Origin of the sequence: Citrobacter sp. C348 (assembly GCF_047467975.1) — a bacterium.
Classification (GTDB): Bacteria; Pseudomonadota; Gammaproteobacteria; order Enterobacterales; family Enterobacteriaceae; genus Citrobacter; species Citrobacter gillenii.
In genome coordinates this window covers 134,308-149,902 of sequence record NZ_JASJUJ010000012.1, presented here as the reverse complement: position 1 = coordinate 149,902, position 15,595 = coordinate 134,308, and the positions used below count along the sequence as shown (strand labels likewise).

10 protein-coding genes are annotated in these 15,595 nt (G+C 53.7%); 7 read left to right on the top strand and 3 right to left on the bottom strand.

Annotated features, from left to right (window positions below; genetic code table 11):
- Nucleotides 1-164 precede the first annotated feature (164 nt).
- The 4 genes from metA (at nt 165) to aceK (ending at nt 6,183) form a co-directional block, all read left to right on the top strand.
- Nucleotides 165-1,094 (top strand): homoserine O-acetyltransferase MetA, encoded by a 930-nt coding sequence (gene metA, locus QNN86_RS20405; RefSeq protein WP_096758761.1) that lies wholly within the window; start codon nt 165-167, stop codon nt 1,092-1,094.
- Nucleotides 1,095-1,361: 267 nt separating this feature from the next.
- Complete coding sequence (aceB, locus tag QNN86_RS20400; RefSeq protein WP_181618091.1) at nt 1,362-2,963, top strand: malate synthase A; 1,602 nt, start codon at nt 1,362-1,364, stop codon at nt 2,961-2,963.
- Between the two features lie 31 nt (nt 2,964-2,994).
- On the top strand, nt 2,995-4,299 hold the full coding sequence (gene aceA, locus QNN86_RS20395; RefSeq protein WP_096759483.1) for an isocitrate lyase: 1,305 nt from the start codon (nt 2,995-2,997) through the stop codon (nt 4,297-4,299).
- Between the two features lie 102 nt (nt 4,300-4,401).
- Complete coding sequence (gene aceK, locus QNN86_RS20390; protein ID WP_414212289.1) at nt 4,402-6,183, top strand: bifunctional isocitrate dehydrogenase kinase/phosphatase; 1,782 nt, start codon at nt 4,402-4,404, stop codon at nt 6,181-6,183.
- A gap of 87 nt (nt 6,184-6,270) precedes the next feature.
- On the opposite strand, the gene iclR is transcribed toward aceK, so the two are convergent.
- Nucleotides 6,271-7,095: a glyoxylate bypass operon transcriptional repressor IclR gene (gene iclR / locus QNN86_RS20385; protein WP_096758758.1), complete on the bottom strand. Its 825-nt coding sequence runs from the start codon at nt 7,093-7,095 to the stop codon at nt 6,271-6,273.
- A gap of 195 nt (nt 7,096-7,290) precedes the next feature.
- On the opposite strand from iclR, the gene metH reads away from it, so the two are divergent.
- A complete protein-coding gene (metH, locus tag QNN86_RS20380) occupies nt 7,291-10,974 on the top strand; it encodes a methionine synthase (protein ID WP_181819783.1) in 3,684 nt (1,227 codons plus the stop codon).
- A gap of 152 nt (nt 10,975-11,126) precedes the next feature.
- On the top strand, nt 11,127-12,758 hold the full coding sequence (locus tag QNN86_RS20375; protein WP_096758756.1) for a Na/Pi cotransporter family protein: 1,632 nt from the start codon (nt 11,127-11,129) through the stop codon (nt 12,756-12,758).
- A 128-nt stretch (nt 12,759-12,886) separates the two neighbouring features.
- On the opposite strand, the gene pepE is transcribed toward QNN86_RS20375, so the two are convergent.
- On the bottom strand, nt 12,887-13,576 hold the full coding sequence (pepE, locus tag QNN86_RS20370; protein ID WP_182270884.1) for a dipeptidase PepE: 690 nt from the start codon (nt 13,574-13,576) through the stop codon (nt 12,887-12,889).
- A 405-nt stretch (nt 13,577-13,981) separates the two neighbouring features.
- Between pepE and QNN86_RS20365 the strand changes: the two genes are divergently transcribed.
- A complete protein-coding gene (locus QNN86_RS20365; protein ID WP_181618088.1) occupies nt 13,982-14,767 on the top strand; it encodes a hypothetical protein in 786 nt (261 codons plus the stop codon).
- Between the two features lie 163 nt (nt 14,768-14,930).
- On the opposite strand, the gene QNN86_RS20360 is transcribed toward QNN86_RS20365, so the two are convergent.
- The gene (locus QNN86_RS20360; RefSeq protein WP_182269606.1) at nt 14,931-15,473 is read right to left on the bottom strand and encodes a DUF3916 domain-containing protein; all 543 of its coding nucleotides are present in this window, start codon (nt 15,471-15,473) and stop codon (nt 14,931-14,933) included.
- Nucleotides 15,474-15,595 lie beyond the last annotated feature (122 nt).

Below are 15,595 nucleotides of genomic sequence, written 5' to 3'. Positions count from 1 at the left end.
GACTAAGCATTCTCCTTTTGACTCTTACTGCATTATTCTACAGCGAGTGAGTCGTGAAACTTTCTCACCTTGAGCATGCAGGCTCGACATTCACACGATTCCTGGTTATTGTCAGCTATCTGGATGTCTAAACGTTTAAACGTATGTTGTGAGGTTATCAGGTTATGCCAATTCGCGTGCTGGACGAGCTACCCGCCGTCAATTTCTTGCGTGAGGAAAACGTCTTTGTCATGACGACATCCCGCGCATCCGGTCAGGAAATTCGTCCTCTGAAGGTGCTTATCCTCAACTTGATGCCGAAGAAGATCGAAACGGAAAACCAGTTTCTGCGGTTATTGTCGAACTCACCGCTGCAGGTGGACGTTCAGCTATTACGCATTGATGCCCGCGAGTCGCGCAATACGCCGACGGAGCATCTGAATAACTTTTACTGTAATTTCGAGGATATTTGCGATCAGAACTTTGATGGACTGATCGTCACCGGGGCACCGTTAGGCCTGGTTGAGTTTAACGACGTGGCCTACTGGCCGCAGATCAAACAGGTACTGGAGTGGGCGAAAGACCACGTCACATCAACATTGTTTGTCTGTTGGGCGGTGCAGGCCGCACTGAATATCCTCTATGGCATCCCCAAGCAAACCCGCAACGACAAGCTTTCAGGTGTATACGAACACCACATCCTTCATCCCCATGCCCTGCTGACACGTGGTTTTGATGATGCCTTCCTTGCACCGCACTCACGCTATGCTGATTTCCCTGCTGCGTTGATCAGGGATTACACCGATCTTGAGATTTTTGCCGAGACGGAAGAGGGCGATGCCTACCTGTTTGCCAGTAAAGATAAACGCATTGCGTTCGTGACGGGTCATCCGGAATATGACGCCGATACGCTGGCCGGTGAATATTTTCGTGACGCCGAAGCGGGGTTGACCCCGGACGTTCCGTACAACTATTTCCCGCAAGATGACCCACAAAACAAACCTCGGGCAAGCTGGCGTAGCCATGGCAATTTGCTGTTCATTAACTGGCTCAACTATTACGTCTACCAGATCACGCCATACGATCTGCGCCACATGAATCCAACGCTGGATTAATCTTCTGTAGCAAACGATCCTTAAGCGTTTCAGCATATTGAATCAGGCACCTTCGAGTGCCTTTTTTATTTCCGAAATGCACCTCACTGGGTAATTAATTTTTATTATTATTGTTATCAATAAGTTAAATGATAATTTAATTAAAAATGGAAATTGTTTTTGATTTTGAAATTTAATTGAGTAGTCTTAGTTGTGCTGAACGAAAACCGCACAACGATCCTTCGTTCGCATTGGGATGTGTTTGGATCAATGACGAGGAACTACGCAATGAATCAACAGGCAACAACAACCGATGAACTGGTTTTTACCAGGCCGCATGGCGAGCAGGAACAGCAGATTTTAACCGCAGAAGCGGTGGAATTCCTGACCGAGCTGGTGACTCGATTTACGCCAAAACGCAATAAACTTCTCGCCGCGCGTATTCAGCAGCAGCAGGATATTGATGACGGTAAGTTGCCTGATTTTATTTCGGAAACAGCTTCCATTCGTGAGGGTGACTGGAAGATTCGCGGTATTCCTGACGATTTACAGGACCGTCGCGTGGAAATCACCGGACCCGTTGAACGCAAGATGGTAATTAACGCACTCAACGCCAACGTTAAAGTCTTTATGGCTGACTTTGAGGATTCATTGGCTCCCGAGTGGAGCAAAGTGATCGATGGGCAAATCAACCTGCGCGATGCGGTGAACGGTACCATCAGTTACACCAATGAAGCTGGCAAGATATATCAACTGAAGCCCGATCCGGCGCTATTGGTTTGTCGTGTACGCGGTCTGCATCTGCCGGAGAAACACGTCACCTGGCGTGAGGAAGCGATTCCCGGCAGCCTGTTCGACTTCGCCCTCTATTTTTTCCACAACTACAAAGCCTTGCTGGCTAAAGGCAGTGGTCCTTACTTCTATTTGCCGAAAACGCAGGCCTGGCAAGAAGCGGCCTGGTGGAGTGAAGTCTTCAGCTATACAGAAGACCGATTTAATCTGCCGCGCGGCACGATAAAAGCCACGTTGCTGATCGAAACACTGCCAGCCGTTTTCCAGATGGATGAGATCCTGCACGCGCTGCGTGACCATATTGTTGGCCTCAACTGTGGTCGTTGGGATTACATTTTCAGCTACATCAAAACCCTCAAGAATCACCCGGATCGTGTTCTGCCCGATCGTCAGGTGGTGACGATGGATAAGCCGTTCCTCAGCGCCTACTCGCGTCTGCTGATTAAAACCTGTCATAAACGCGGTGCCTTTGCGATGGGCGGTATGGCGGCGTTTATCCCCAGCAAAGACGCTGAGCGCAACAATCAGGTACTGGCCAAAGTTAAAGCGGATAAAGCGCTGGAAGCCAATAACGGTCATGACGGGACCTGGGTTGCTCACCCTGGACTGGCAGATACCGCAATGGCGATTTTCAACGATGTGTTGGGCAACAACAAAAATCAGCTGTTTGTCACCCGAGAAGAGGATGCGCCGATTACCGCAGAACAACTGCTGGCCCCGTGCGAAGGGGAGCGTACTGAAGAAGGCATGCGCGCCAATATTCGCGTTGCCGTGCAGTACATCGAAGCGTGGATCTCCGGCAACGGTTGCGTACCGATTTATGGCCTGATGGAAGATGCGGCAACTGCCGAAATCTCCCGTACCTCCATCTGGCAGTGGATCCACCATCAGAAAACCCTCAGCAACGGTAAGCCGGTGACCAAACCGCTGTTCCGCCAGATGCTGGCCGAAGAGATGTTGGTGATTCAGGACGAGCTGGGCGAACACCGCTACAGCAGCGGGCGCTTTGATGACGCCGCACGCCTGATGGAGCAAATCACCACTTCTGATGACTTAATCGACTTCCTTACTTTACCAGGTTACCGCCTGCTTGCGTAATCCACCACATAACAATATGGAGCATCTGCACATGAAAACCCGTACTCAACAAATCGAAGACTTACAGAAAGAATGGACACAACCACGCTGGGAAGGCATTACCCGCCCGTACAGCGCGGAGGAAGTGGTGAAGTTACGTGGCTCGGTCAACCCGGAATGTACGCTGGCTCAGCTTGGCGCAGCGAAAATGTGGCGTTTGCTGCACGGCGGATCGAAGAAAGGTTATATCAACAGCCTCGGTGCACTGACTGGTGGTCAGGCGCTGCAACAGGCGAAAGCCGGTATTGAAGCGGTCTACCTTTCCGGGTGGCAGGTGGCGGCAGACGCCAACCTGGCCTCCAGCATGTACCCGGATCAATCGCTGTACCCGGCGAACTCTGTGCCCGCCGTGGTGGATCGGATCAACAACACCTTCCGTCGGGCGGATCAGATCCAATGGTCAACCGGTATTGAGCCAACCGATCCGCGCTATGTGGATTACTTCCTGCCGATCGTTGCCGATGCTGAAGCCGGTTTTGGCGGCGTCCTGAACGCGTTTGAATTGATGAAATCGATGATTGAAGCCGGTGCAGCGGCGGTTCACTTCGAAGATCAGCTCGCCTCGGTGAAAAAATGCGGTCACATGGGCGGCAAGGTACTGGTACCGACTCAGGAAGCTATCCAGAAACTGGTGGCGGCCCGTCTGGCAGCAGACGTGATGGGCGTCCCGACGCTGGTGATTGCCCGTACCGATGCCGACGCGGCGGATTTGATTACCTCTGACTGCGACCCTTACGACAGCGAGTTCATTACCGGCGAGCGCACCAGCGAAGGGTTCTACCGTACCCATGCGGGTATTGAGCAGGCGATCAGTCGCGGACTGGCCTACGCCCCGTATGCTGACCTGGTGTGGTGCGAAACCTCCACACCGGATCTCGAACTGGCACGCCGCTTTGCCGATGCTATCCATGCTAAATATCCGGGCAAACTGCTGGCCTACAACTGTTCGCCGTCGTTTAACTGGCAGAAGAACCTGGATGACAAAACCATTGCCAGCTTCCAGCAACAGCTGTCCGACATGGGCTATAAATATCAGTTCATTACCCTGGCGGGCATCCACAGTATGTGGTTCAACATGTTTGACCTCGCGCGTTCCTATGCGCAGGGCGAAGGCATGCGCCACTACGTTGAGAAAGTTCAGCAGCCAGAATTTGCGGCGGCGAAAGATGGCTATACCTTCGTATCCCACCAGCAGGAAGTGGGTACCGGTTATTTCGACAAAGTGACGACCATCATTCAGGGTGGTGCCTCTTCAGTGACCGCATTAACGGGCTCTACCGAAGAATCGCAGTTCTGATCACTGCCCGGTGGCGCTACGCTTACCGGGCCTACAAAATAATGTAGGCCGGATAAGCGAACGCGCCATCCGGCATGACGTTGTGCCGGATGGGAGAAATCGATGTCACGTGGCCTGGAATTGCTGATTGCCCAAACTATCCTGCAAGGTTTTGATGCGCAGTATGGCCGGTTTCTGGAAGTAACGTCCGGCGCGCAGCAGCGTTTTGAACACGCTGACTGGCATGCTGTACAGCAGGCGATGAAAAGCCGTATCCATCTCTACGATCATCACGTTGGTCTGGTGGTGGAACAGTTGCGCTGCATTACCGACCGCAAAAGTACCGATGCGGCATTTTTACTTCGTGTAAAAGAGCATTACACCCAGCTGCTGCCGGACTATCCGCGCTTTGAGATTGCCGAGAGCTTTTTTAACTCCGTGTACTGCCGGTTATTTGATCACCGCTCGCTGACGCCCGAGCGGCTGTTTATTTTCAGCTCTCAGTCAGAACGTCGATTTCGTACGATCCCGCGCCCGCTGGCGAAAGACTTTTTCCCTGATTCAGGCTGGGAAGGGCTGCTCACGCGCGTGCTCAGCGATCTCCCCCTTCGTCTGCCATGGCAGAATAAACAGCGTGATATTCACTACATCATCGAGCACCTGACGGAAATCGTTGGTGAAGAGGTGCTGGTGCGCTGCCATTTGCAGGTGGCAAACGAGCTGTTTTATCGCAATAAGGCGGCCTGGCTGGTGGGCAAGCTGATAACACCTTCCGGCACGCTGCCGTTTTTATTGCCTATTCACCGCACCGACGAAGGTGAATTGTTTGTCGATACCTGCCTGACGACGACGGCGGAAGCCAGCATCGTGTTTGGCTTTGCCCGCTCTTATTTTATGGTCTACGCGCCGCTGCCTGCGGCACTGGTCGAGTGGCTGCGTGAGATCCTGCCCGGTAAAACCACCGCCGAGCTGTATATGGCGATTGGCTGTCAGAAGCATGCGAAAACCGAAAGCTACCGTGAATATCTGCTGTATCTGGCCGGCTGCGATGAACAGTTTATCGAAGCACCGGGGATACGCGGCATGGTGATGCTGGTGTTTACTCTGCCCGGATTCGATCGGGTCTTCAAAATTATCAAAGACAAATTTGCGCCGCAAAAAGAGATGTCCGCGGCCCACGTCCGCGCCTGTTACCAACTGGTCAAAGAGCACGATCGCGTTGGACGCATGGCCGATACCCAGGAATTCGAAAATTTTGTGCTGGATAAACGGCAAATTTCCCCGGCGCTGATGGCGTTGTTGCAGCAGGAAGTACCCGAAAAAATGACCGATCTCGGCGAGCAGATCGTGATTCGTCATCTGTATATCGAACGGCGGATGGTGCCGCTAAATATCTGGCTGGAGCAGGTCGAAGGCCAGCAGCTGCGGGATGCGATAGAAGAATATGGTAACGCTATTCGCCAACTGGCTGCCGCCAATATTTTCCCGGGTGACATGCTGTTTAAAAACTTCGGCGTGACCCGACACGGGCGGGTGGTGTTCTACGACTACGATGAAATTTGCTACATGACGGAGGTGAATTTCCGCCCTATCCCGCAGCCGCGTTACCCGGAAGATGAGATGAGCGCTGAGCCGTGGTACAGCGTCTCGCCGGGAGATGTATTTCCGGAAGAGTTTCGCCACTGGCTGTGCGCCGATCCGCGTATTGGACCGCTATTTGAAGAGATGCATGCCGAGCTGTTCAGCGCCGACTACTGGCGAGGTCTGCAAACGCGGATCCGTGAAGGGCACGTGGAAGATGTTTACGCCTACCGGCGCCGCCAGCGGTTTAGCGTACGTTATGAAACCGACCGTAGGCCGGATAAGGCCTTTGCGCCGCCATCCGGCAATGTGCGCCGTGCCTGATGGCGCTGCGCTTATCAGACCTACAAATCAGCCCCAACATTGGATAGCAGGCCGGGCCAGGCGTAGCTGCCACCCGGCAGTCCCATCTTACCGAATCCCACCGTATGCCAGTGTGACCTCTTTGGCCGCTTTGATTGCCATCGCACCGAACTCGGTGACGCGGTCGTCGGTAATGCGGGAGATCGGGCCGGAGATCGAAATGGCGGCGAACGGTTCGCGATGTTCGTCGTAAATGCATGACGCCACACAGCGCAGGCCCAGCGCATGTTCTTCATCATCAAACGAATAACCGCGCTTACGGGTTTGGGCGAGATCTTCTTTCAGATGCACCGGCGAGACCAGCGTGGCGTGGGTATACGCGTGCAGGCCTTTGCGGTGCAGCAGGCTGGTAACCTGTTCTTCGCTGAGTTGCGCCAGGAACGCTTTCCCCGCGCCAGAGGCGTGCATCGGCAGTTTGCCGCCGATAGGGGCAGACATTCTCATCAGCTGTGTGCACTGTACCTGATCAATGATAATCGCCTGATGGTCGCTGTGATCCAGCACCGCCAGGTTCACTGTTTCACCGGAATCTTCCATCAACTTGCGCAGAATCGGGTGGACGATCGCCAGCAGGTTGCGGCTTTGCAGGAAGCTACTGCCGACGATAAACGCATGGGCGCCCACGGCCCAGTGTCCTAAGTCACCCACCTGACGCACAAAACCCTGCTGCTGCATCGTGGTCAATAAACGGTGCGTGGTGGAATTGGGCAGACCGGCCTGCTGCGCCAGCTCGGTCAGCGCTACGCTGCCGTTGGATTCCGCAATCCATTCCAGCAGCTTCAGACCTCGGGTCAAAGACTGAACCTGCCCGGTTGCAGGCGTAGTTGTGGCGGCGGGTTTTCTACCGCGTTTCGCGGGGACAGTGGCAACCATGGCAGACTCCTTTTCTGTATCGTGGAAATCATTTTCGTTTTATTCAATTATAATGCAAGAGTTCCTGTACTGATCGGATGAGTGAAGCTGAACATGTCTCATGTTGGTCGTTGTTTGCTTTTCCACCTCACTGGTTTATGCCAGTATGCTTTGTTGGCCTTTTTTCGGTCTGGTTGAGCGTTGTCGGGAGTGAGTGTGAGCAGCAAAGTTGAACAATTACGTCAGCAGTTAAAAGAACGTATTCTGGTGCTGGACGGCGGTATGGGCACCATGATCCAGGGTTATCGTTTGAGTGAAGACGATTTCCGCGGCCAACGCTTTGCCGACTGGCCGAGCGATCTGAAAGGCAACAACGACCTGTTGGTGCTGAGCAAGCCGGAGGTTATCACCGCGATTCATCACGCCTACTTTGAAGCGGGCGCGGATATCATTGAAACCAACACCTTCAACTCGACGACTATCGCCATGGCGGATTACCAGATGGAATCTCTGTCGGCGGAAATCAACTTCACCGCGGCAAAACTGGCGCGCGCCTGCGCCGACGAATGGACGGCGCGTACGCCGGACAAACCGCGCTATGTCGCGGGTGTTCTCGGTCCGACTAACCGCACCGCGTCTATCTCACCGGACGTCAACGATCCCGCCTACCGCAATATTACTTTTGATCAGCTGGTGGCCGCGTACCGTGAATCCACTAAAGCGCTGGTGGAAGGCGGTAGCGACCTGATCCTGATCGAAACCGTTTTTGACACGCTTAATGCCAAAGCCGCTATTTTTGCGGTAAAAACCGAATTTGAAGCCCTTGGCGTTGAGCTGCCGATTATGATCTCCGGCACCATCACCGACGCTTCCGGACGTACGCTCTCCGGGCAGACCACCGAAGCTTTCTATAACGCACTGCGGCATGCTGATGCGCTGACCTTCGGCCTCAACTGTGCGTTAGGCCCGGACGAGCTGCGTCAGTACGTCCAGGAACTGTCGCGTATTGCCGACTGCTACGTCACCGCGCACCCGAACGCCGGTTTGCCAAATGCCTTCGGCGAATACGATCTCGACGCCGACACCATGGCGAAGCAAATCCGCGAATGGGCCGAAGCGGGTTTCCTGAACATCGTCGGCGGCTGCTGCGGCACCACGCCGGAACATATTGCCGCCATGAGCCGTGCGGTTGAAGGTTTACCGCCGCGTCAACTGCCGGAACTGCCGGTTGCCTGCCGTCTTTCAGGCCTTGAGCCGCTGAACATTGGTGATGACAGCCTGTTTGTGAACGTCGGTGAACGGACTAACGTCACCGGCTCTGCCAAATTTAAGCGACTGATTAAAGAAGAAAAATACAGCGAAGCGCTGGATGTTGCCCGCCAGCAGGTGGAAAGCGGCGCGCAGATTATCGATATCAACATGGATGAGGGGATGCTTGACGCCGAAGCGGCGATGGTGCGTTTCCTCAACCTGATCGCCGGTGAACCGGATATTGCTCGCGTACCGATCATGATCGACTCCTCGAAATGGGACGTCATTGAAAAAGGGCTGAAGTGCATTCAGGGTAAGGGCATCGTTAACTCCATCTCGATGAAAGAGGGCGTTGAGCCGTTTATCCACCATGCAAAACTGGTCCGTCGCTACGGTGCTGCCGTGGTGGTGATGGCCTTTGATGAACAGGGCCAGGCCGACACCCGCGCGCGTAAAATTGAGATTTGCCGCCGGGCGTACAAAATTCTCACCGAAGACGTGGGTTTCCCGCCGGAAGACATTATCTTTGACCCGAACATCTTTGCCGTCGCGACCGGCATCGAAGAGCACAACAACTACGCACAGGACTTTATCGGTGCCTGTGAAGACATCAAACGCGAACTACCGCATGCGCTAATCTCCGGTGGTGTCTCCAACGTGTCGTTCTCGTTCCGTGGCAATGACCCGGTGCGCGAAGCGATCCACGCAGTGTTCCTGTACTACGCCATTCGCAACGGCATGGACATGGGCATTGTGAACGCTGGTCAGCTGGCGATTTATGACGATCTGCCTGCCGAACTGCGCGATGCGGTTGAAGACGTGATCCTCAACCGCCGCGATGACGGTACCGAACGCCTGCTGGAGCTGGCAGAGAAATATCGCGGCAGCAAAACTGACGAAACGGCCAATACGCAACTGGCAGAATGGCGCAGCTGGGACGTGAAAAAACGCCTGGAATACTCGCTGGTGAAAGGCATTACCGAGTTTATCGAGCAGGATACCGAAGAAGCCCGTCAGCAGGCTGCGCGCCCGATTGAGGTTATCGAAGGGCCGCTGATGGACGGCATGAACGTGGTTGGTGACTTGTTCAGCGACGGTAAAATGTTCCTGCCGCAGGTGGTGAAGTCTGCTCGCGTGATGAAGCAGGCGGTGGCCTACCTTGAACCGTACATTGAAGCCAGCAAAGAGAAAGGCTCCAGCAACGGCAAGATGGTGATCGCCACCGTCAAGGGCGACGTGCACGACATCGGTAAAAACATCGTTGGTGTGGTGCTGCAGTGTAACAACTACGAAATTATCGATCTTGGCGTGATGGTGCCGGCAGAGAAAATCCTGCGCACCGCACGCGAAGTGAATGCTGACCTGATTGGCCTTTCCGGGCTGATCACCCCGTCGCTGGACGAAATGGTCAACGTAGCGAAAGAGATGGAGCGCCAGGGCTTTACTATTCCGCTGCTGATTGGCGGCGCGACCACCTCAAAAGCGCACACGGCAGTGAAAATCGAGCAGAACTACAGCGGCCCGACGGTCTATGTGCAGAACGCCTCGCGCACCGTCGGCGTGGTGGCTGCGTTGCTGTCTGATACCCAACACGATGACTTTGTCGCCCGCACGCGTAAAGAGTACGAAACTGTGCGTATTCAGCATGCGCGTAAAAAACCGCGTACCCCGCCGGTGACGCTGGAGGCCGCGCGTGATAACGACCTGGCCTTCGACTGGGAAAACTATACCCCGCCGGTGGCGCACCGCCTGGGCGTGCAGGAAGTTGAAGCCAGCATTGAAACGCTGCGCAACTACATCGACTGGACACCGTTCTTTATGACCTGGTCACTGGCCGGGAAATATCCGCGCATTCTGGAAGATGAGGTGGTGGGTGAAGAGGCTAAACGCCTGTTCAAAGATGCCAACGACATGTTGGATAAATTGAGCGCCGAGAAAACCCTGAACCCGCGTGGTGTCGTTGGCCTGTTCCCGGCTAACCGCGTAGGTGATGACATTGAGATCTACCGGGATGAAACGCGGACGCACGTCCTGACCGTCAGCCACCATCTGCGCCAGCAGACGGAGAAGGTTGGTTTTGCTAACTACTGCCTGTCTGACTTTGTGGCACCGAAAACCTCCGGCAAAGCGGATTACATTGGCGCTTTCGCCGTCACCGGCGGCCTGGAAGAAGACACGCTGGCTGACGCGTTTGACGCACAGCATGATGATTACAATAAAATCATGGTGAAAGCGATTGCCGATCGTCTGGCGGAAGCCTTCGCTGAATATCTGCATGAACGGGTGCGTAAAGTTTACTGGGGATATGCGGCGAACGAGAACCTCAGCAATGACGAACTGATCCGCGAGAACTATCAAGGTATTCGTCCGGCTCCGGGCTATCCGGCATGCCCTGAGCACACCGAGAAGGCGACCATCTGGGAACTGCTGGATGTAGAAACGCACACTGGTATGAAACTCACAGAATCCTTCGCCATGTGGCCTGGTGCATCGGTTTCCGGTTGGTACTTCAGTCATCCGGACAGCAAGTACTACGCCGTCGCACAAATTCAACGCGATCAGGTTGAAGATTATGCCTTCCGTAAAGGCATGAGCGTGGCAGAAGTTGAACGCTGGTTAGCGCCTAACTTAGGCTACGACGCCGACTGATTCACAAAACTGTTATCTTTCTTTACAACAAACAGGGCGCTCAATGAGTGCCCTGTCTCTTTATTACGTTTAAACCCTTATACTGAAGGGAACTTGTGCGCGTTGGTGTCATGAGCCTCAGGAGCATATAACGATAAGGAGAACCTGATTCCGTGCTAACTCTGTTACACCTGCTTTCTGCCGTGGCGATGCTGGTTTGGGGTACCCATATCGTGCGTACCGGCGTGATGCGTGTCTTTGGCGCACGCCTGCGTACCGTACTCAGCCGTAGCGTTGAAAAGAAGCCGCTCGCCTTTTGCGCGGGCATTGGCGTTACTGCTCTGGTGCAAAGCAGTAACGCCACCACCATGCTGGTGACGTCGTTTGTCGCCCAGGATCTGGTGGCGCTGACGCCTGCGCTGGTGATTGTGCTTGGTGCTGACGTCGGGACCGCGCTGATGGCGCGTATCCTGACCTTTGACCTCTCGTGGCTGTCGCCGCTGCTGATTTTCATTGGCGTTGTTTTCTTCCTCGGACGTAAGCAGTCCCGCGTCGGGCAACTGGGGCGCGTAGGCATCGGGCTGGGGCTCATTTTACTGGCGCTGGAGCTGATTGTGCAGGCGGTCACGCCGATCACTCAGGCCAACGGGGTGCAGGTCATTTTTGCCTCGCTCACCGGCGATATCATGCTCGATGCGCTGATTGGCGCCATGTTTGCGATTATCAGTTACTCCAGCCTGGCGGCGGTCCTGCTGACGGCAACGCTGACAGCCGCGGGTATTATTTCGTTCCCGGTAGCGCTGTGTCTGGTGATTGGTGCGAACCTCGGCTCCGGCCTGCTGGCGATGCTCAATAACAGTGCCGCCAATGCCGCCGCCCGCCGCGTGGCGCTCGGCAGCCTGTTGTTTAAGCTGGTGGGAAGCCTGATTATTCTGCCGTTTGTGCATCCGCTGGCGAATCTGATGGATGAACTGCCGCTGCCAAAATCCGAACTGGTTATCTACTTCCACGTCTTCTACAACCTGGTGCGCTGCGTGGCGATGGTGCCGTTCGCCGAGCCGATGGCGCGCTTTTGCAAACGTATTATCCGCGATGAGCCGGAATTAGACGGCCATCTGAAGCCCAAGCATCTGGATGTCAGTGCACTCGATACCCCCACGCTCGCACTGGCGAATGCGGCTCGCGAAGCCCTGCGTATTGGTGACGCCATGGAGCAGATGATGGAAGGGCTGAAGCGGGTGATGCACGGTGAGCCGCGCGAGGAAAAAGAGCTGCGCAGGATGGCCGACGATATCAACGTGCTGTACACCGCGATCAAACTTTACCTGGCGCGGATGCCAAAAGATGAGCTGGCGGAAGAGGAGTCTAAGCGCTGGGCGGAGATTATCGAGATGTCGCTCAACCTGGAGCAGGCTTCCGATATCGTCGAACGCATGGGGAGCGAGATTGCCGATAAGTCGCTGGCCGCGCGCCGGGCCTTTTCTCTGGAAGGTCTGAAAGAGCTGGATGCGCTCTACGATCAGCTGCTCAACAACCTGAAGCTGGCGATGTCAGTGTTCTTCTCTGGCGACGTGACCAGCGCCCGTCGACTGCGTCGCAGCAAACACCGTTTTCGTATTCTTAACCGTCGTTATTCGCACGCACACGTCGATCGCCTGCATCAGCAAAACGTGCAGAGCATCGAAACCAGTTCCCTACACCTCGCGCTGTTAGGCGACATGCAGCGTCTGAACTCGTTATTTTGCTCCGTTGCCTACAGCGTGCTGGAGCAACCGGATGAAGACGACGAAAGGGATGATTACTAACAAGGACTGGTGAAATGTTGCCCGGTGGCGCTTACGCTTACCGGGCCTACGGATAACCGTCAATTTTGTCGTCAATCTTGTAGGCCGGATAAGGCGCAGCCGCCATCCGGCATCAGACAACAAATCCACTAAAAGCAGTGGCCTGCTTCAACGGCAACTGCGTCTTCACCCGCTTTGAACACATAAGTCGTGTTCGGACCGCCAAGAACCGCCTGACCGTCGCTCACCTTGATCCAGTTGCCTTCCGGCAGACCAATGACCGTCAGCTCTGGCGCAACCACCAGCAGCTCGCGAATACGCTGTTCACGCGTTTCGCCTTTGTGGCCTTCCGGCAGCGCGTTGGTGAAGTGCGGGTTAATCTGCAGTGGGAACAGGCCCAGCGCATCAAAACCTTGTGGATCGACAATCGGCATGTCGTTAGTGGTACGGATGGTTGGGCAGGCGAGGTTGGAACCTGCACTCCAGCCAATGTACAGCGCGCCGCGTTGGACCACGTCAACAATCGGTGCCAGCAGCCCGCGTTCGCGGCTCTCTTTCAGCAACTGGAAGGTGTTACCACCACCGACAATCACCACGTCTGCATTTTCAATTGCCGCCACCGGATCGGCAACGGTATGAATACCCGTGACGTCGACGCCCATGGGAGCAAAGACGGCGGCCGTTTTCGCCGTGTACTCATCCCAGGTTTGCGTCACGCCAGCAAACGGGATAAACACCGCAGTACGGCGACCGTTCAGTTGCTCAGCAATCAGCGGTAGCGCGTGTTCCATCCAGGCTTTGCCCGGCAGCGTCGAGTTACTCAATAAAAGCAGTTCCATCATTTCTCCATGTAATCAAAAAATTACAAACCGCGGTCATGTTACCACCGTCAGTATAATGCCTCACTGATATGGCTCACGATGTTGGAAGTGAGGTTCTGGAAAGCGCCTCGCAAGACGGTGTCATTTTCTAGAATGCTACGGTTGGTTCGGGAAACGATAACAGTGAAGAGGGCTGCTTTGTGCCAGAAGCGGACCTTATTGATACTGTCATATGAAATACGCTTGTAACCTGACTACAGACTCACTGATTGTCTCAACGCCAGACAATGTGTGATTGTCCCTACCAAAAGAAGTGGGAGAACATACTTCCTGCTAATGTTTACACACAGAATGCCGTTTTATTTTGCAATGCCCCAATTTCAGGTGGCAAGGATCCGTTTCGGAATGCAAAAGGAAAAATTAATGCACATTAAAATGGGTAATTATCAAAATCCAATTACGAACTATACCTCCGCCTCATCAACGACGGGGCAAAAAACTGAATCATCGACAACCGCTAAATCGACATCGTTAACTTCCGCCACGCAGACCACCTTTTCAAGCCTGGCGAGCCTGCTCAGCGATGCGGCAACCCGGGCAGAAATACGTGATGCATCCAGCAGTCGCAGCCAGTTGCAAAGCATGGCTGAGTCGCTGTTAACGGCGATTGATGGCCCGGTTTATACCCAGAATAAGGCGAAACACGATCAGGAAATCCCTGATACGCAAAGCACTGAACTTCTGCAACTGGCGAGCAAAGCGACAGATTTTCTCAACGGCAAAACCACCAATCCGTTTGCAGGCATGCAGCGCGAACAGCTCGCGCTGATTGCCTATGATGATGGCAGTGCATTTACCGTCAATGAGCGACGCGCGGCCTTAAAAGAGATCGGCAGTCAGGAAGATAAATGGACGCAACAATTTATCAGTAGTGCGCAAAAAGAGATCAGCGCTTCCGGCAGCTACAAAAAATCTTATAGTGCGCTGCTGAGTCACTATCGTGAGCTGCCGGCTATTGAACAGGCGCAATACTCTGAAGGTCTGGAACAACAACTGGTAAGCAAGGTGGCTAAATCCACAAGTGACAGTACCGGCGAAAATACGGTCTTTACCGACACCTTGCTGACATTGCAAAAACAGCAAATTTCCTCCATGCGGATGCAAATCTCCTCCCTGAGCCTGTTTTCGCTGGCTGCGAATAAACGTTAATCACCACGGCAAGGACGACGCTCCGTTATCAACATGAAGGGCCGTGTCAGTTTGTCCAGAGCCAGCGCAGGTTTCTTGCCGTTACACTATCTGTTAAAGCTAAGTTCAGATGTCCGCACTGTGCCAGGAGCGGACGTTCATTTAGACTTTAAGCATAGCGCTATTACATGACCTGACCATAATACCAGCGTTCTCCTGAGAACCATTCATCACGATCCTCGCTTCCGTAGTATTCGAATGTTATACCCAGCTCCTGCACATTGGTTGGAAGAATGAGTCCCCATTCTGCAGCAAGGCTGCGCTCTTTAATCAAAGCGGAGGCACCATTTTTAGAGCGGTCTTCAGTAATAAAGCTTTGGTAGTAGTCTTCTGAACGATAGAGGCAGATTTCGCTTGTAAACATATCTGGAAGGCATATAACCGCAGTAATCCGTGGGCTGTAATTCATACCATCAGTTGCCGTTATGAGATTTGAACAAGCATTAATCATGGCTTGCGCGCAATCTGCCTTGGTTTTAAGCGTGCTGTACTTTCCCTGAACAAGATTAATTTCTACCGGGATTTTGAAATTCCAGTAATGCTCATCTTCTGAAAACACGCTTCGTTCAGGGTTATGAAAAGTACCAGCCCAACGGTTAAGAGCTTTCAAGCGGCGTGGAATATTTCTGACTTTGGTTCGATGATCTCTGTTAAGCCGTCTGCTCATGAGTATTTTAATTTCCACCCTTTCAAATGATTTAGGCCGTGTTCAATTAGTCGTTACGTATTAATGTAACTCACCTTGATCGATTATAAACTCCTTATGGCCGCTTTTCGCTCTAAACAGAC

Bases quoted from the DNA above. Each gene is read 5' to 3' on its own strand.
- iclR (WP_096758758.1), bottom strand. From the start codon at position 7,095: ATGGTTGCCACTGTCCCCGCGAAACGCGGTAGAAAACCCGCCGCCACA.
- aceB (WP_181618091.1), top strand. From the start codon at position 1,362: ATGAATCAACAGGCAACAACAACCGATGAACTGGTTTTTACCAGGCCG.
- pepE (WP_182270884.1), bottom strand. From the start codon at position 13,576: ATGGAACTGCTTTTATTGAGTAACTCGACGCTGCCGGGCAAAGCCTGG.
- aceA (WP_096759483.1), top strand. From the start codon at position 2,995: ATGAAAACCCGTACTCAACAAATCGAAGACTTACAGAAAGAATGGACA.
- QNN86_RS20360 (WP_182269606.1), bottom strand. From the start codon at position 15,473: ATGAGCAGACGGCTTAACAGAGATCATCGAACCAAAGTCAGAAATATT.
- metA (WP_096758761.1), top strand. From the start codon at position 165: ATGCCAATTCGCGTGCTGGACGAGCTACCCGCCGTCAATTTCTTGCGT.
- QNN86_RS20365 (WP_181618088.1), top strand. From the start codon at position 13,982: ATGCACATTAAAATGGGTAATTATCAAAATCCAATTACGAACTATACC.
- aceK (WP_414212289.1), top strand. From the start codon at position 4,402: ATGTCACGTGGCCTGGAATTGCTGATTGCCCAAACTATCCTGCAAGGT.